This window comes from Bacillus sp. TH22, assembly GCF_016651015.1.
Taxonomy (GTDB): Bacteria; Bacillota; Bacilli; order Bacillales; family Bacillaceae_G; genus Bacillus_A; species Bacillus_A mycoides.
The window spans coordinates 4,651,564-4,669,982 of sequence record NZ_JAEKER010000001.1; the positions used below are offsets into that span (position 1 = coordinate 4,651,564).

17 protein-coding genes are annotated in these 18,419 nt (G+C 37.8%); all 17 read left to right on the forward strand.

Annotated features, from left to right (window positions below; genetic code table 11):
• The first annotated feature begins 60 nt into the window (after window positions 1–60).
• A complete protein-coding gene (gene smc / locus JFU18_RS23855) occupies window positions 61–3,630 on the forward strand; it encodes a chromosome segregation protein SMC (RefSeq protein ID WP_201034254.1) in 3,570 nt (1,189 codons plus the stop codon).
• 14 nt (window positions 3,631–3,644) lie between these two features.
• A complete protein-coding gene (gene ftsY, locus JFU18_RS23860; protein ID WP_002088200.1) occupies window positions 3,645–4,634 on the forward strand; it encodes a signal recognition particle-docking protein FtsY in 990 nt (329 codons plus the stop codon).
• Window positions 4,635–4,765: 131 nt separating this feature from the next.
• Window positions 4,766–5,098 (forward strand): putative DNA-binding protein, encoded by a 333-nt coding sequence (locus JFU18_RS23865; protein ID WP_002033794.1) that lies wholly within the window; start codon window positions 4,766–4,768, stop codon window positions 5,096–5,098.
• Between the two features lie 12 nt (window positions 5,099–5,110).
• Window positions 5,111–6,460, forward strand: a complete 1,350-nt coding sequence (gene ffh, locus JFU18_RS23870; protein ID WP_002014519.1) for a signal recognition particle protein — start codon at window positions 5,111–5,113, stop codon at window positions 6,458–6,460.
• A 100-nt stretch (window positions 6,461–6,560) separates the two neighbouring features.
• A complete protein-coding gene (gene rpsP, locus JFU18_RS23875; protein WP_000268750.1) occupies window positions 6,561–6,833 on the forward strand; it encodes a 30S ribosomal protein S16 in 273 nt (90 codons plus the stop codon).
• A 14-nt stretch (window positions 6,834–6,847) separates the two neighbouring features.
• Window positions 6,848–7,075, forward strand: a complete 228-nt coding sequence (locus JFU18_RS23880; protein ID WP_002088196.1) for a KH domain-containing protein — start codon at window positions 6,848–6,850, stop codon at window positions 7,073–7,075.
• A 121-nt stretch (window positions 7,076–7,196) separates the two neighbouring features.
• Entirely contained in the window at window positions 7,197–7,712 is a 516-nt protein-coding gene (gene rimM / locus JFU18_RS23885; RefSeq protein ID WP_002014521.1) for a ribosome maturation factor RimM, read from the forward strand.
• Window positions 7,712–8,446, forward strand: coding sequence for a tRNA (guanosine(37)-N1)-methyltransferase TrmD (trmD, locus tag JFU18_RS23890; protein ID WP_002014522.1), 735 nt, complete (start codon window positions 7,712–7,714; stop codon window positions 8,444–8,446). Before rimM ends, trmD begins: the two co-directional genes overlap by 1 nt.
• A 146-nt stretch (window positions 8,447–8,592) precedes the next feature.
• Window positions 8,593–8,937: a 50S ribosomal protein L19 gene (gene rplS / locus JFU18_RS23895; protein WP_002014524.1), complete on the forward strand. Its 345-nt coding sequence runs from the start codon at window positions 8,593–8,595 to the stop codon at window positions 8,935–8,937.
• 100 nt (window positions 8,938–9,037) lie between these two features.
• Entirely contained in the window at window positions 9,038–9,589 is a 552-nt protein-coding gene (gene lepB, locus JFU18_RS23900) for a signal peptidase I (protein WP_002066791.1), read from the forward strand.
• Window positions 9,590–9,609: 20 nt separating this feature from the next.
• Window positions 9,610–10,500: a ribosome biogenesis GTPase YlqF gene (gene ylqF, locus JFU18_RS23905; RefSeq protein ID WP_002014526.1), complete on the forward strand. Its 891-nt coding sequence runs from the start codon at window positions 9,610–9,612 to the stop codon at window positions 10,498–10,500.
• A gap of 55 nt (window positions 10,501–10,555) precedes the next feature.
• Entirely contained in the window at window positions 10,556–11,329 is a 774-nt protein-coding gene (locus JFU18_RS23910; RefSeq protein ID WP_002142917.1) for a ribonuclease HII, read from the forward strand.
• 122 nt (window positions 11,330–11,451) lie between these two features.
• Window positions 11,452–12,914 (forward strand): IS1182 family transposase gene (locus tag JFU18_RS23915; RefSeq protein WP_374101388.1). Its coding sequence is split into 2 segments (ribosomal slippage): window positions 11,452–12,013 and window positions 12,013–12,914, totalling 1,464 coding nucleotides; the frame shifts between segments, so codons are not numbered across the junction.
• A 200-nt stretch (window positions 12,915–13,114) separates the two neighbouring features.
• Window positions 13,115–14,275: an ADP-forming succinate--CoA ligase subunit beta gene (gene sucC, locus JFU18_RS23920; RefSeq protein ID WP_002014529.1), complete on the forward strand. Its 1,161-nt coding sequence runs from the start codon at window positions 13,115–13,117 to the stop codon at window positions 14,273–14,275.
• A gap of 19 nt (window positions 14,276–14,294) precedes the next feature.
• On the forward strand, window positions 14,295–15,197 hold the full coding sequence (gene sucD, locus JFU18_RS23925) for a succinate--CoA ligase subunit alpha (RefSeq protein WP_000115186.1): 903 nt from the start codon (window positions 14,295–14,297) through the stop codon (window positions 15,195–15,197).
• Window positions 15,198–15,285: 88 nt separating this feature from the next.
• Window positions 15,286–16,155, forward strand: coding sequence for a DNA-processing protein DprA (gene dprA / locus JFU18_RS23930; protein WP_002014531.1), 870 nt, complete (start codon window positions 15,286–15,288; stop codon window positions 16,153–16,155).
• Between the two features lie 144 nt (window positions 16,156–16,299).
• Window positions 16,300–18,378 carry a type I DNA topoisomerase gene (gene topA, locus JFU18_RS23935; RefSeq protein WP_002088184.1) on the forward strand — a complete coding sequence of 693 codons (2,079 nt, stop codon included), beginning with the start codon at window positions 16,300–16,302 and terminating at the stop codon, window positions 18,376–18,378.
• Window positions 18,379–18,419 lie beyond the last annotated feature (41 nt).

Below are 18,419 nucleotides of genomic sequence, written 5' to 3' on the forward strand. Positions count from 1 at the left end.
AGTAGTTTGTTTTCGTACAGACAACGTTTACAACAACGGAGAATAGGAGGAAGGCCTTTCGTGTTTTTAAAAAGATTAGAAATAGCAGGATTTAAGTCTTTTGCTGAGCGTGTATCTGTCGATTTTGTTCCAGGTGTAACTTCTGTAGTAGGACCTAACGGGAGCGGGAAAAGTAATATTACTGATGCAATTCGCTGGGTACTTGGTGAACAATCTGCAAAGTCATTACGCGGTGCAAAGATGGAGGATATTATTTTTGCCGGCAGTGATACGAGAAGAGCGGTTAATGTTGCTGAAGTTACATTAACTTTAAATAATGAAGACCAACGCTTACCGATTGAGTATAACGAGGTGTGTGTAACGCGTCGTGTATCTCGTTCGGGTGATAGTGATTTTTATATTAATAAACAATCTTGTAGATTAAAAGATATTATTGATTTATTTATGGACTCTGGTATGGGAAGGGAAGCTTTTTCGATTATTAGCCAGGGGAAAGTCGAAGAGATTTTGAGTAGTAAATCAGAAGAACGTCGTGGTGTATTTGAAGAAGCTGCGGGTGTGCTGAAATATAAACTTCGTAAAAAGAAAGCTGAAGGGAAATTGGCGGAAACACAAGAAAACTTAAATCGTGTACAAGATATTATTCACGAATTAAGTAGTCAAGTAGAACCACTAGAAAGACAAGCTTCTATTGCGAAAGATTATCTTGAGAAAAAAGAAGAATTAGAGAAAGTAGAAGCTGCGCTTATTGTACATGAAATTGAAGAATTACATGAAAAGTGGGAAGCGCTTCGAAATCAATTTGGGCATAATAAAGATGAAGAAGCTAAAATGTCGGCGAACTTACAAAAAAGTGAAGAAGAGCTTGTGGAATTACGCGGGCAATTACAAGCCGTTGATGAATCTGTAAATTCCTTACAAGAAGTTCTACTTCTGTCTAGTAAAGAACTAGAAAAACTAGAAGGGCAACGCGAGCTGTTAAAGGAAAGAAAGCAAAATGCAACGACACATTGTGCGCAGCTTGAAAAGCTAATTGTTGAGTTAACAGAGAAAACTACAAGTTATGATGGCGAAATTGAAACAAGTACAGAAGCTTTAATGCAATTTGTGAATCAAGTAAAAGAATTGGAGAAGAAATTGCATGATAACGAGCAATTACTTGCGACTTTTGCTGAGAATTTAGAGGAACAAATTGAGAATTTAAAAGGTGACTATATTGAACTTTTAAATCAACAAGCAAGTCTTCGTAATGAATTATCTATGATTGAAGAACAATCAAAACAGCAAAACTCTAAAAACGAACGACTTGATGAAGAAAATGAAAAGTATGTACAGATGCGTGTGGAAATTACAGCGAAAAAGGCGAAACTTGTAGACAGTTATGAGCAAGCGAGAGAGAAAATAGCTGGCATTATTTCTAACATACGGAAGACAGAAACGGCACTTGGGAAATGTAAGTCACAGTATAGTGAAAATGAAACGAAACTGTATCAAGCGTATCAATTTGTGCAACAGGCGCGCTCTCGGAAAGAAATGTTAGAAGAGATGCAAGAGGACTACTCTGGCTTCTATCAAGGGGTACGTGAAGTATTAAAGGCTAGAGAAAATAGACTACAAGGTATTGAGGGAGCTGTTGCAGAACTTCTGACTGTGCCGAAAGAATATGAAATCGCAATGGAAATCGCCCTTGGGGCAGCGATGCAACATATCGTAGTACAAACAGAAGAGCATGCTCGTAATGCAATTGCATTTTTAAAGCAAAATAAACATGGCCGTGCAACGTTTTTACCTCAAGCTGTTATTAAAAGCCGATCGCTATCATTTGATCAATTACGCATTGTGAATCAGCATCCATCGTTTGTCGGTGTAGCGGCAGAACTTGTGCAGTACAATAATAAATATGAGAATGTAGTTTCAAGTTTATTAGGTACAGTTGTTGTTGCGAAAGATTTACGCGGAGCAAATGAGCTAGCGAAACAACTGCAATACCGCTATCGTATTGTAACACTCGAAGGTGACGTAGTGAACCCGGGTGGTTCTATGACGGGTGGAGCTGTAAAACAGGCGAAATCCTCTTTATTGGGACGTCAACGTGAACTTGAAGAGTGGACTAAAAAACTAACTGACATGGAAGAAAAAACAACGAAGCTAGAAAACTTTGTTAAAGCAGTAAAGCAAGAGATTCAAGAAAAAGAAGTACAAATACGAGAGCTACGCCAAGGTGTAGAGACCGAACGTGTAGATGAACAGAAGCTAAGAGAAGAAATTAATCGTTTAGAATTAGATGAACATCGTATTAATGATCGTTTATCGATTTACGATTTAGAGATTGAAGGATTTTTACAAGATCAAGTAAAAATGCAAGGGCGCAAAGAAGAGTTAGAAAAGATTTTAGCGACTCTTCAAGCTGAGATTGGGGAATTAGATAGCAAAATCGTCGTTTTAACGAAACAAAAAAGTGAACAATATTCTTCAAAAGAAAAAGTTCAGAAGGAAATGACGGAGCTAAAAGTACAAGCTGCTGAACAACAACAACGTTTGTCTAATCAAAAAGAAAAAGTCGAACGATTGACGAAGGAAAAAGAAGAGACTGATGCGACGCTTGTAAAAACGAAAGAAGATTTAGCGTTCTTAAAGCAAGAGATGACATCTAATTCAAGTGGCGAAGAACAAATTACGAATATGATTGAGAAGAAGGCGTATGATCGTAATCAAACTTCGGAGTTAATTCGTTCTCGTCGTGAACAACGCGTATCATTGCAAGAAAGAGTCGAGCATTTAGAGCGCGGTGTGAAAGAAACAATAGGTAAACATAAATATATTCTTGAGATGCTGAAAGATCAAGAAGTGAAAATTAACCGACTTGATGTAGAGCTGGAAAATAGATTGCAACATTTACGTGAAACATATACTATTTCATTTGAAGCAGCAAAACTTAAGTATACAATGATGATGCCTGCAGAAGATGCACGTAAAAAGGTGAAACTAATTAAACTATCCATTGAAGAGTTAGGCGCAGTAAATTTAGGGGCAATTGATGAGTATGAACGTGTAGCAGAGCGCCATACATTCTTATTAGAGCAAAGAGATGACCTAGAAGAAGCGAAATCGACATTGCATCAACTTATTACGGAAATGGATGAAGAGATGAAAAAACGCTTTTCTACTACATTCGAAGGGATTCGAACAGAGTTTCAATCTGTATTCTCTGAATTATTCGGAGGTGGAAGAGCGGATTTAGTAATGACAAACCCAGAAGATTTACTAAATACGGGTATTGATATTGTAGCGCAACCACCAGGGAAGAAACTACAAAATTTAGGTTTACTTTCAGGGGGAGAGCGTGCTTTAACGGCAATTGCGCTCTTATTTGGTATTTTAAAAGTACGCCCAGTTCCATTCTGTGTTCTAGATGAAGTGGAAGCAGCTCTTGATGAGGCAAACGTTGCTCGTTTTGCGCAGTATTTAAAGAAATTTAGTGATGAAACGCAGTTTATTGTAATTACACACCGAAAAGGTACAATGGAAGAGTCTGATGTATTGTACGGTGTAACAATGCAAGAATCAGGGGTGTCGAAGCTTGTTTCTGTTCGTTTAGATGATGGCGAAGAACTTGTTGCAAGTAGATAGGAAGGATGGGAAGTATGAGCTTTTTAAAAAAATTAAAAGAAAAAATTTCAAAACAAACGGATACGGTAACAGAGAAGTTTAAACAAGGATTAGAAAAAACGAGAAATTCATTTGCTGATAAAGTAAATGACTTAGTGTACCGTTACCGCAAAATAGACGAAGATTTCTTTGAAGAATTAGAAGAAATTTTAATTAGTGCGGATGTTGGAGTTTCGACAGTGATGGAATTAATTGATCAGTTGAAAGAAGAAGTGCAACGTCGTAACATTCAAGATCCGAAAGAAGTACAGGCTGTTATTTCTGAAAAGCTAGTGGGCATTTACAAAGGTGACAGCGATTTTAGTAATGAAGTTAATATACAAGAGGATCAATTAACAGTAGTTTTATTTGTTGGTGTGAATGGTGTGGGGAAAACGACGACGATTGGTAAGCTTGCACATAAATTTAAATCAGAAGGTAAGTCTGTCCTATTGGCGGCAGGAGATACATTCCGTGCTGGGGCGATTGAGCAATTAGAAGTATGGGGCGATCGTGTTGGTGTAGAAGTAATTAAACAAGGGTCAGGATCTGATCCAGCGGCTGTTATGTATGATGCTGTACAAGCGGCAAAGGCCCGTAAAGTGGATGTATTGCTATGTGATACAGCGGGACGCTTACAAAATAAAGTAAACTTAATGAATGAGTTAGAGAAAGTGAAGCGCGTAATTGAGCGTGAAGTACCAGGGGCTCCTCATGAAGTATTACTTGTTATTGATGCAACAACAGGGCAAAATGGTTTAAGCCAAGCGAAAACATTCCGTGAAGCCACGAATGTTACTGGTATTGTTTTAACGAAGTTAGATGGAACTGCTAAAGGTGGTATCGTCTTAGCGATTCGTAACGAAATGGATGTTCCGGTGAAATTTGTTGGGCTAGGAGAGCAAATGGATGATCTGCAACAGTTTGATCCAGAACAATATGTTTATGGTTTGTTTGCGAACGTAGTAGAAACAGAAGAAGTGTAAGTGAAAGAAGCGGTATTTCCGCTTCTTTTTTATAAAAATATGTGATGTTAAGAAAAAAACTTGACACTCTTTTATACTCCATGTAAACTAAGTCATGTAAAGGGAAATCACTTAACGAAGGATGATCCAACATGCTCGAGAAAACAACGAGAATGAACTATTTATTTGATTTTTATCAATCGTTGTTAACGCAAAAACAAAGAAGTTATATGTCGCTTTATTATCTAGATGATTTATCTCTTGGTGAAATTGCGGAAGAATTTGATGTAAGTCGCCAAGCCGTGTATGATAACATTAAACGGACTGAAGCGATGCTTGAAGAATATGAAGATAAATTAGTATTACTTCAAAAGTTTCAAGAGCGACAGCGACTTGTTGCAAAGCTAAAACAGCTACTCAGCGAAGAAGAGCATGTGAATGAAGAAATGAAACAAGTTGTTGAAGCTATCGAAAAATTAGATTAGGAGGGCGGCAATATGGCATTTGAAGGATTAGCCGACCGACTTCAACAGACAATGCAAAAAATCCGTGGCAAAGGAAAAGTTTCTGAAGCCGATGTAAAAGAAATGATGAGAGAAGTTCGTCTAGCTCTTTTAGAAGCGGATGTTAACTTTAAAGTAGTAAAAGATTTTATAAAGCGTGTGTCTGAGCGTGCTGTCGGACAAGATGTAATGAAAAGTTTGACACCTGGACAACAAGTAATTAAAATCGTACAGGAAGAACTTACAGAACTTATGGGCGGAGAGCAAAGCAAAATTGCTGTTGCTAATAAGCCACCTACTGTTATAATGATGGTTGGTCTGCAAGGTGCGGGTAAAACAACGACGACAGGTAAGCTTGCAAATTTGCTTCGTAAAAAGCATAATCGTAAACCGATGCTTGTTGCAGCGGATATTTACCGTCCAGCAGCGATTAAACAGCTTGAAACATTAGGGAAGCAATTGGACATGCCTGTTTTCTCCTTAGGAGATCAAGTAAGTCCGGTTGAAATTGCGAAACAAGCGATTGCGAAAGCGAAAGAAGATCATCACGATTACGTTTTAATCGATACAGCGGGTCGCCTGCATATTGATGAAGAACTAATGGGTGAATTAGCGAAAGTCAAAGAAGTTGCGAAACCGGATGAAATTTTCCTTGTTGTCGATGCGATGACAGGACAAGACGCGGTAAATGTAGCACAAAGTTTCCATGAACAGTTAGGATTAACAGGTGTTGTATTAACGAAATTAGATGGTGACACGCGCGGTGGTGCGGCATTATCTATTAAGGCTGTAACAAATACACCAATTAAATTTGCTGGTATGGGTGAAAAACTAGATGCAATTGAAGCGTTCCATCCAGAACGTATGGCATCCCGTATTTTAGGGATGGGCGACGTCTTAACATTAATTGAAAAAGCGCAAGCTACAGTTGATGAAGAGAAAGCAAAAGAACTTGAGCAAAAAATGCGTACGCTTTCGTTTACGCTTGACGATTTCCTAGAACAACTTGGACAAGTGCGTCAACTTGGACCGCTTGACGAATTGTTAGGAATGCTTCCTGGTGCAAATAAAATTAAAGGGCTGAAAAATGCACAAGTTGATGAAAAACAAATTGGGCATATTGAGGCAATTATTCGTTCTATGACTAAAGTAGAACGAGAACAACCGGAAATAATCAATGCTAGTCGTAAAAAGCGCATTGCCAAAGGTAGCGGTACAACGGTACAAGAAATCAATCGTCTAATCAAGCAATTTGATGATATGAAAAAAATGATGAAGACGATGACGGGAATGCAAAAAGGTAAGAAAAAAGGACTAGGTGGATTGAAGTTTCCATTCATGTAAGGAAAAAAGATGGCTCTGTTAAGAAAAAATACTTTACAAAGCAATAGTCTTTTTGCTAATATAATTATCTGTGTGAAATAAATTCGGAGGTGCTTTATAAATGGCAGTTAAAATTCGTTTAAAACGTATGGGAGCTAAAAAAACTCCTTTCTATCGTGTAGTTGTTGCAGATTCTCGTTCTCCTCGTGACGGACGTTTCATTGAGGAAATCGGTACTTACAATCCGGTTGCTCAACCAGCGGAAGTTAAGATCAACGAAGAAGCAGCATTAAAATGGTTAGGAAATGGTGCTAAACCATCTGATACAGTTCGTAACCTTTTCTCTAACCAAGGTATCATGGAGAAATTCCACTTATCTAAACAAGGTAAGTAATTGAGGCAATGACAATGAAAATGTTAGTCGAGACAATTGTTAAACCTCTTGTGGATCATCCTGGAGATGTAAAAGTTACACAGGAACTTTGCAACGGAGAAATAAAGTATCGATTAACTGTACATCCTGAGGATGTTGGAAAAGTCATTGGAAAGCAAGGGAAAGTTGCGAAAGCGATTAGAATGCTCTTGTATTCAGTGGGACATCATAATGATGAGAACGTCACACTGGAAATTCAATAAACGTAAAAAGGGCGAGGAGTTATTTCCTCTCCCTTTTTTAACATTTAAAGAGAAATTGCATGGTCCATATATAAAATGGAAATGCTTAATTTATATAGAAACCAGGGGTGACATACTATTTATGACAAAATGGTTTAATGTAGGGAAAATTGTAAATACTCATGGCGTAAAAGGAGAAATTCGTGTTATTTCTCGTACTGATTTTCCAGAAGAGCGATATAAAGTAGGGAACACGTTATACATATGGGATGAGAAAGGTACAGACTACCTTACAGTGAAGGTAACTTCTCATCGTCAACATAAGACATTTGATTTATTAACACTTGAAGGATACAACAATGTAGATGAAGTAGAGAAGTTAAAAGGTTCTTTAATAAAAGTACCAGAAGAGCAGTTAGGCGAACTAGCTGAAGGTGAATACTACTACCATGAAATTATTGGTTGCAACGTTGTAACGGAAGAAGGAGAAGCGTTAGGGACAATCAAAGAGATTCTATCTCCTGGTGCGAATGACGTTTGGGTGATTAAACGTCCAAAGGGTCAAGATTTGCTAATTCCTTATATTGATGACGTTGTACTTCAAGTTAACATTGAAAATAAATTAGTAACCATTCATGTAATGGAAGGGCTACTATAATGAAAATTGACATTTTAACATTGTTTCCAGATATGTTTACGGGTGTATTTGGTTCTTCAATTTTAAAGAAAGCACAAGAAAAAGAAGCGGTAGAGCTTCGTGTTGTCAATTTTCGTGAGTATACAACTAGTAAGCATAATAGTGTAGATGATTATCCGTATGGTGGGGGCGCTGGTATGGTATTAACCCCGCAGCCTATCTTTGACGCAGTAGAAGAGTTAACGAAGGAAACAGACCGTAAGCCGAGAATCGTCTTAATGTGTCCACAAGGAGAGCGTTTCACGCAGAAGAAGGCAGAAGAGCTTGCTGGAGAAGAGCATGTTATTTTTGTATGTGGCCATTATGAAGGATACGATGAACGAATTCGTGAGCATCTTGTAACAGATGAGATTTCTATTGGGGATTACGTATTAACGGGTGGAGAATTGGCTTCTATGGTAGTCACTGACAGTGTTGTACGTCTTTTGCCAGGAGTGCTTGGGAATCAAACGTCACAAGTGGAAGACTCTTTTAGCACAGGTTTGTTAGAACACCCACATTATACACGTCCTGCTGATTTTCGTGGTATGAAGGTACCGGATGTACTAATGTCAGGAAATCATAAAAACATTGATGAATGGCGCCATAAAGAGTCACTACGTCGTACGTACACACGTAGACCGGATTTACTGGAAGAACGAGAATTATCTAAGCAAGAAGAGAAATGGCTGGAACAGATTAAAGAAGACCGATAAGGGCTTGATATATTTTCTATTGCAACAGTCCTAGCAATATGCTATTATAACATTTGTGCTACTGAAATCAGTAGCCGTATTAACGATGTTCCGCTGTAATTTAATAAGACTTTATAAGAGCATCTGTTTAAAGGAGAGAATTTAATATGCAACAATTAATCACAGAAATCACAAAAGGCCAATTGAAAACTGACCTTCCTTCATTCCGTCCTGGAGACACTTTACGTGTACACGTAAAAGTAGTTGAGGGAACTCGTGAAAGAATTCAGCTTTTCGAAGGTGTTGTAATTAAACGTCGTGGTGGCGGAATCAGTGAAACATTCACAGTTCGTAAGATTTCTTACGGTGTAGGTGTTGAGCGTACATTCCCAGTTCACACGCCAAGAATCGCGAACATCGAAGTACTTCGCCGTGGTAAAGTACGTCGTGCTAAGTTATACTACTTACGTAACCTTCGCGGTAAAAAAGCACGTATTAAAGAAATTCGATAAGACATGTATGGGAGCTTGTAAATACACAAGCTCCCTTTTTCCAATCTATATGAAATTTTGGTATAATACGAGCAGCTTACATAACAGTGGAGGGGAAAGCATGAAGAAAGAGAAGAGCTCACTTTGGGAATGGATCAAAGCAATTTTGATTGCTGTTGTATTAGCGGGCGTAATTAGACAGTTTTTCTTTGCCCCAATTCTCGTAGACGGTGTATCGATGTCGCCGACTTTACATGACCGTGATCGAATGATTGTTAATAAAATTGGCTATCACATAGGTGATCCGAAACGCTTTGATATTATTGTATTCCGAGCGACGGAAGAAAAAGATTATATTAAGCGTATTATTGGCCTGCCAGGCGACGAAATCGAATACCGTAATGATAAACTATATGTTAACGGGAAACCTTATGAGGAGCCGTATTTAGATAAGCAGAAAAAACAACTTGCTGACGGACCGCTTACATATGATTTTACTCTTGAAGAAATGACAGGAAAGAAAACTGTTCCAGAAGGTCAATTATTTGTTTTAGGCGATAATCGTCGTTTTAGTAAAGATAGCCGTTCGATTGGTACAATTTCAATGGACCAAGTGATTGGTAAAGCAAATATGCTATATTGGCCGTTAAAAGATGCGCGTATTGTGAAATAAAAGAAAAAGAAGGTGGCAACATGGTAATTCAATGGTTCCCAGGACATATGGCAAAGGCTAGACGCCAAGTAACAGAAAAATTAAAGTTAATTGATGTTGTAATTGAGCTTGTAGATGCTCGATTACCTTTATCTTCTCGTAATCCAATGATTGATGAAATTATTACACATAAACCAAGGCTTGTTGTTTTAAATAAAGCGGATATGGCGGATGATCGTCTTACAAAGCAGTGGATTGCATATTTTGATGAAAGAGGTCAAAAGGCAATTTCAATTAATGCGCAAGCTGGACAAGGTATGAAAGAAATTGCAGCAGCTTGTAAAGTTCTTGTCAAAGAAAAATTCGATAAAATGGTTGCTAAAGGCATTAGACCAAGAGCAATTCGTGCTTTAATTGTAGGTATTCCAAACGTTGGTAAATCTACACTAATTAATAAATTAGCGAAGAAGAATATAGCAAAAACAGGAGATCGTCCTGGTGTGACAACGGCCCAGCAGTGGATTAAAGTTGGGAAAGAAATGGAATTATTAGATACACCAGGTATTTTGTGGCCTAAATTTGAAGATGAATTAGTTGGTCTTCGTTTAGCGACGACTGGTGCAATTAAAGATTCTATATTAAATCTACAGGATGTAGCTATTTATGCGTTACGTTTTATGGAAAAACATTATCCGGAACGTTTAAAAGAGCGATATAATTTAAATGACATTCCAGAAGAAATTGTGGAGTTATTTGATGCAATTGGAAAAAATAGAGGTTGCTTAATGGGCGGCGGAATGATTGATTATGATAAAACATCTGAGCTTATACTTCGTGAGCTTCGTGGTGGAAGATTAGGAAAAATGACATTTGAAACACCAGAAGAGTTTGCAGAGCAGGTAGAAGATGCGGAAAAAGTAGAAGAAGTATAAGACGTGCGTTTGTACGTCTTTTCTTTTTGGTTACGTTTAAAAGGAGTGTAAATAGATGCAAAAAATGACTATTCATGAAGCGGAATGTTTGCTGCAAGAAATTATGAATGAAGAAGACGAGCGTTTTCAAATGTTAGTGAAAGATGAGCGAAAAGGTGTTCAAAAACTAATTTTGAAGTGGTATAAACAAAAAGAGTTAGCGCAAAAAGAAAGAGAAAAATTTCTAGAAATGTCAAAGTACGAAAATGAGTTACGTGAAAAAGGGCTCACATACATTGCTGGTATTGATGAAGTGGGTCGTGGGCCGTTAGCGGGACCGGTTGTGACGGCGGCAGTCGTCCTTCCGGAAGATTTTTATATTCCAGGATTAAATGACTCGAAAAAATTAAGTGAAGCGAAACGTGAGCGTTTTTATGATGAAATTAAAGATCATGCAATTGCGATTGGAGTTGGAATTATATCACCACAAGTTATTGATGAAATAAATATTTATCAAGCGACGAAGCAAGCGATGTTAGATGCCGTTGCTAATTTATCATGTACACCAGAATATTTATTAATCGATGCGATGAAGCTTCCTACATCAATTCCGCAAACATCAATCATTAAAGGTGATGCGAAAAGTGTCTCTATTTCAGCTGCATCTATTATTGCGAAAGTGACGAGAGATCGCATGATGAAAGAGTTAGGAGGAAAGTATCCTGCATATGGATTCGAACAACATATGGGATATGGGACGAAACAGCATTTAGAAGCGATTGAAGTACATGGAGTATTAGAGGAACATCGAAAATCATTCGCGCCAATTAAGGATATGATTCAAAAATAAGCTGTATATTCACAGCTTATTTTTCAGGCTGTGGAGAAAGCCTTCTCCACAGCCTATTTTTGTGTCTGAACCTCTTTTTATGTGTCAACACTGATAAAAAAGAGGAAAAGGAGAGATTTCTTATGATGGGTGCTTTAAAAAATCATCGCGACGAGCGTGTATCTGTTTCTGTAGAAGAATTGGTTCCACAAGATCATTTCCTTCGTGCGATTGAAGCGACAATTAGTTTTGATTTTATTGAGGAGAAGTTACGCCCTTATTATTGTGAAAACAATGGCCGTCCGTCAATCCATCCTATCGTTTTATTTAAGATGATGTTTATTGGATATTTTTATGGTATTCGTTCTGAGCGTCAATTGGAAAAGGAGATTAAAACGAACATTGCCTACCGTTGGTTTTTAGGGTTCTCTCTATCAGATACAATTCCAGATCATTCTACAATCAGTTGGAATCGCCGTACTCGTTTCGTTCATACAAATATTTTCGAAGAAATTTTTGATGAGATTGTGAGACAAGCGACGGAGCGCCGTATGGTAGGAGGACGTGCGTTGATGACAGATTCCACACACATTAAGGCCAATGCCAATAAAAATAAATTTGTACATAAATATAAAAAAGAAAAGGCAAAGTTCTATATAGATGAACTAGAAGCTGCGGTAATCGAAGATCGTGATGCGCACGGAAAAAAGAATTAAAACCTAGAAAGGAAAGTGATACCCCTACTAAAAAAACTCGGATAAGTACAACGGATCCAGATAGTGGATTTTTAATGAGAGATGGAAAACCGAACGGTTTTCATTTTTTAGATCATCGTACGACTGATGCGAAGTACAATATTATTACAGATACCTATATAACGGCTGGAAATATGGCAGATTCCGAGCCGTATTTAGCACGTCTACAAGCTCAAGTTGATAAATTCGGATTTGAAGTGGAAGCTGTAGCTCTTGATGCAGGCTATTTTACAGGATATATCTGTAAGAAGTTATCAGAAAGAAATATATTTATGGTGATGGGGTATCGCCGATTTGGAAAGAGAAATAAAGAAGTACCGAAAAGCCAATTTAAATATGTAGAAGAAATGAATGCATTTGCTTGTCCGATGGGATGTATTTTAGAATATGCGACAACGGATCGCGAAGGATATCGTCAATATAAATCGAATCCAGAAGACTGCGCTGTTTGTCCGCTACGTGAGGTATGCTTTTCAAAGAAACAAAAACAAAAAGTTATCACCCATCATATATGGGAGAAATATAAAGATATCGCTAGAAAAAACAAACTAACAGCTACAGGGAAAAAGTTGTATAAAGTACGATGTTCAACTATAGAGCGAAGCTTTGCGGATGCAAAAGAACTACATGGCTATCGATATGCTCGGTTTCGAGGGCTGAAATCTGTCCAAATGCAGGCTTACCTCACCGCCGCTTGTCAAAACATGAAAAAAATAGCCCTCCATCTAACCAAAAAGGGGTTGGTGGAGGGCTATTTTTCTAAATTCTACTATTTTTTGTTGTTTTCTTTCGCTAAAATCAAAAAAGATTCCAGAGTGTTGGGAACCCTAAAGGGTTTCCCAACACTCTGAAAAATAAGCTGTATATTCACAGCTTATTTTTTATTTTGGTATATAAACATTATTATTTTCGAAAAAGAATAAAGCGATTTCAGTTTTCTGACACTTTATTGTAGACAGCGTGCCAATCATCTTATACAATGGCAATGTAATGTTTTTTAAACATTAAAAAACTTTTCGAGTAAAACAGGAAAACAGGGGAGGATGGGACCATGAATATCCATGAGTACCAAGGTAAGGCAGTCCTTAGAAGCTATGGGGTTAGCGTTCCGAACGGGAAGGTTGCATTTACAGTAGAAGAAGCTGTAGAAGCAGCGAAAGAATTAGGAACGGAAGTATGTGTAGTTAAAGCGCAAATTCACGCTGGTGGACGCGGCAAAGCTGGCGGTGTAAAAGTTGCGAAAAATTTAGAAGAAGTTCGTACATATGCAGAAAGCATTTTAGGAACTACACTTGTGACGCATCAAACAGGTCCTGAAGGTAAGGAAGTAAAACGCTTACTTATCGAAGAAGGTTGCGATATTAAAAAAGAATATTATGTAGGTCTTGTATTAGATCGTGCAACTTCTCAAGTTGTTTTAATGGCATCTGAAGAAGGTGGAACAGAAATTGAAGAAGTAGCAGAAAAAACGCCTGAAAAAATCTTTAAAGAATATATTGATCCAGCAGTAGGTTTACAAGGTTTCCAAGCGCGTAGAATCGCGTTTAACATCAATATTCCAAAAGAACTTGTAGGACAAGCTGTGAAGTTTATGATGGGCTTATACAGTGCGTTTATCGAAAAAGATTGCTCTATCGCTGAGATTAATCCACTTGTTACAACAGGTGACGGTAAAGTTATGGCGTTAGATGCAAAATTAAACTTTGATTCTAATGCGTTATATCGCAATAAAGACATTTTAGAACTTCGTGATCTTGAAGAAGAAGATTCAAAAGAAATTGAAGCTTCTAAATATGACTTAAACTACATTCCTTTAGATGGAAATATCGGTTGTATGGTTAATGGTGCAGGTTTAGCAATGGCTACAATGGATATCATTAAACATTACCATGGTGACCCGGCTAACTTCTTAGATGTTGGTGGCGGCGCAACAGCTGAAAAAGTTACAGAAGCATTCAAAATTATCCTTTCTGACAAAAATGTAAAGGGTATCTTCGTTAACATTTTTGGTGGCATTATGAAGTGTGATGTTATCGCAGAAGGTGTTATTGAAGCGACGAAGCAGGTAGGTCTTGAGTTGCCTTTAGTTGTACGTCTTGAAGGTACAAATGTAGAGCTAGGAAAGAAAATTTTAAATGAGTCTGGTTTAAATATTGTTGCAGCAGAATCTATGGCAGACGGTGCACAAAAAATTGTTTCACTAGTGGGCTAATAGAAAGCGGGGGAGAAAAATGAGCGTATTAGTTAATAAAGATACAAAAGTTATTGTTCAAGGTATTACAGGTTCTCAAGGGTTATTCCATACAAAGCAAATGATTGAATACGGTACGAAAATTGTAGGTGGTGTAACACCAGGTAAAGGTGGCACTGATATTGAAGGCGTACCAGTATTTGATACAGTAGAAGATGCTGTGAAAGCAACAGGCGCAAACGCTTCAGTTGTATACGTTCCACCCGCTTTTGCGGCTGATGCAATTATGGAAGCAGTTGATGCAAAGATTGATTTAGTAGTATGTATTACTGAAGGAATCCCTGTATTAGATATGGTAAATGTAAAGAGATATATGGCGGGTAAACATACACGTTTACTTGGACCAAACTGCCCTGGTGTCATTACACCTGACGAATGTAAAATTGGTATTATGCCAGGATATATTCACAAAAAAGGTCATGTTGGTATCGTATCTCGCTCTGGTACATTAACGTATGAAGCTGTACATCAGTTAACGCAAGAAGGTATTGGCCAATCTACTGCTGTAGGTATCGGGGGAGACCCTGTTAACGGTACGGACTTTATTGATGCGTTAAAAGCATTTAATGAAGATGAAGAAACGCATGCTGTAATTATGATTGGTGAAATCGGCGGTACGGCAGAAGAAGAAGCAGCAGAATGGGTACAAGCTAATATGACAAAACCAGTTGTAGGCTTCATTGGTGGTCAAACAGCGCCTGAAGGCAAACGTATGGGTCATGCTGGGGCGATCATTTCTGGCGGCAAAGGAACTGCTGCTGAAAAGATTAAAACAATGGAAGCTTGTGGTATTAAAGTAGCGGAAACACCAGCTGTTATGGGTGAAACATTAATCTCTGTTTTAAAAGAAAAGGGATTATTTGAGACTTGTAAAAACTACTAATCTTTTTGAAAGACACCTTCTTATTAGAGGGTGTCTTTTTACACATTTTTTGTTTACATAATAAAAATTATGGGTAAGGAGAATTGAGATGAAAAGAGAACGTTTATTGCACCTTCATTACATGTTGGCGGATCATTGGAAGGCGATGGAGAGACTACTATATGTTGATCCAGAACTGAAGGGAATATACACTTTTAGTCCGAAACAATTTGAATATTACGCTGGAATATCCTCGAAAAAATCTTTAGAACTAGTAAATTTTCTTCAAATTTCAAATCTCCAACAATATGTATCCCAGTTAGAAAAAAAGAGAATATTTTATATAACAATATGGGATAAGGACTATCCACAATTACTGCGAGAAATACAAGATCCCCCTTTTGTTTTATACGGAAAAGGAGAAAGAGATTTTCTAAATAAAGTAAATAAATTAGCGATTGTTGGAACGAGAGAACCGTCTTTATATGGAAAGGAGAGTATGAAGTTTATTTTACAACCTTTACTTGAAAAAGAATGGCTTATTGTTAGTGGGTTTGCAAGAGGGATAGATACAATTGCTCATGAAGTTACAGTAAGGCAGCATTGCCCGACCATTGCAATATTAGGACATGGATTATCTTATATGTATCCAAAGGAGAATAGAGGTTTATATGACACGTGGAAAGATTATATATTGTTATTGACAGAGTATCCGCCCCATTATGTGCCGAAAAAATGGTATTTCCCAAAAAGAAATCGAATTATTAGCGGTATAAGTAAAGGTGTTTTAGTTGTAGAAGCAAAAACGAGAAGTGGATCCCTTATTACTGCAGACCTTGCGCTAGAACAAAATAGAGAGGTGTTTGCGCTTCCTGGACCTATATTTATAGAGAGTGCAGCGGGAACGAATCATCTAATTCAACAAGGCGCAAAGCTAGTAAGAAATGCGGAGGATATCCTTGAAGAAATTTTAAATTAACCATATATTTTTATGTTTTTATTAAACAATTATTGACAAATGGTAGATTGTCGCTGTATGGTATATTCATTCTTGATTGACAAAAACAAGAGAAATCAATAAGATTGATGAAGACTTGAATCCACCTCTTAAGGAGGCACTAGCATGTCAGATTACCTCGTAATCGTGGAGTCGCCTTCTAAGGCGAAGACCATTGAAAAATATTTAGGGAAAAAATACAAAGTCGTCGCGTCCATGGGACATGTCCGCGATTTACCTAAAAGCCAAATGGGGATAGAAGTAAAGAATAACTTCACCCCGAAGTATATTACCATTCGTGGTAAGGGTCCCGTTTTAAAAGATTTAAAATCAGCGGCAAAAAAAGCAAAGAAAGTCTATCTCGCGGCCGATCCGGATCGTGAAGGAGAAGCAATTGCTTGGCATTTAGCAAATACGTTAAATGTGGACGTTGAATCAGATTGCCGAGTTGTATTTAATGAGATTACAAAAGATGCAATAAAAGAATCATTTAAATATCCTCGTGCAATTAATATGGATTTAGTAGATGCACAACAGGCAAGGCGTATACTCGATCGTCTTGTTGGTTACAATATTAGTCCTTTATTATGGAAGAAAGTAAAAAAAGGATTAAGTGCAGGACGCGTACAATCTGTAGCAGTTCGTTTAATCATCGAACGTGAAAAAGAAATTCAAAGTTTTGAACCTGAAGAATTCTGGACAATTAAAACAGAATTTGTGAAAGGGAAAGACACATTTGAAGCAAGCTTTTACGGTGTAGATGGTGAAAAAGTTCAATTAACGAACGAAGCACAAGTGAACGAAATAATCGAAAAGATGAAAGACAATGCGTTTTCGGTTGAAAATGTAACGCGAAAAGAGCGAAAGCGTAACCCTGCATTACCGTTTACAACATCTTCCTTGCAACAAGAGGCAGCGCGTAAGTTAAATATGCGAGCAAAGAAAACAATGATGCTTGCACAGCAGCTGTATGAAGGGATAGATCTTGGAAAACAAGGGACTGTAGGTCTTATTACGTATATGAGAACTGATTCAACACGTATCTCAGAAACAGCTCAAACAGAGGCTCGTGATTACATTACTGAGGCATTTGGTGCGGAATACATAGGAACAGAGAAGAGGAAAGAAACGAAAAAGTCGAAAGCACAAGATGCGCATGAGGCGATTCGTCCTACTTCGGTAATGAGAAAGCCAGAGGAACTAAAAAGTTTCTTAAGTCGTGATCAACTCCGTTTGTATAAACTGATTTGGGAGCGATTTGTTGCAAGTCAAATGGCATCTGCTATAATGGATACTGTTACAGCGAAACTCATTAATAACAATGTTCAGTTCCGTGCAAGTGGATCAGTTGTAAAGTTCCCAGGATTTATGAAAGTGTACGTAGAGTCGAAAGATGATGGTGCGGAAGAAAAGGATAAGATGTTGCCACCGTTAGAAGTAGGTGAAACTGTATTTTCAAAAGATATAGAACCAAAGCAACATTACACACAGCCTCCGCCGCGTTACACAGAGGCTCGTCTAGTAAGAACACTTGAAGAGCTTGGAATTGGGAGACCGTCTACTTATGTACCGACACTTGAAACAATCCAAAAACGAGGATACGTTGCTTTAGATAATAAACGCTTCGTTCCGACTGAGCTTGGTGGAATAGTAATCGAACTTATTTTAGAGTTTTTCCCAGAAATTATTAACATTGAATTTACTGCCAATATGGAGCAAAGCCTTGATGAAGTAGAAGAAGGAAATGCAAATTGGGTGAAAATTGTTGATGATTTCTACGTAGGATTTGAACCGCGCTTAGAAAAAGCGGAAAAAGAAATGCGTGAAGTGGAAATTAAAGATGAACCAGCTGGGGAAGACTGTGAATTATGTAGTCACCCGATGGTCTTTAAAATGGGTAAATATGGGAAGTTTATGGCTTGTTCAAATTTCCCGGAATGTCGTAATACAAAACCGATTGTAAAAGAAATCGGTGTTACTTGTCCGAAGTGTGATAAAGGGCAAATTATTGAACGCCGTAGTAATAAAAAGAAACGCCTTTTCTACGGATGCGGTACGTATCCAGAATGTGACTTTGTATCTTGGGATAAGCCGATTGGTCGTAAATGTCCGAAGTGTGAAGGTATGCTCGTAGAGAAAAAGTTAAAAAAAGGCGTGCAAGTACAATGTATTTCGTGTGATTATGAAGAAGAACAACAAATGTGAGCGTAACTGCTCACATTTTTTTCGGGAAGAAAAGGAAAGGT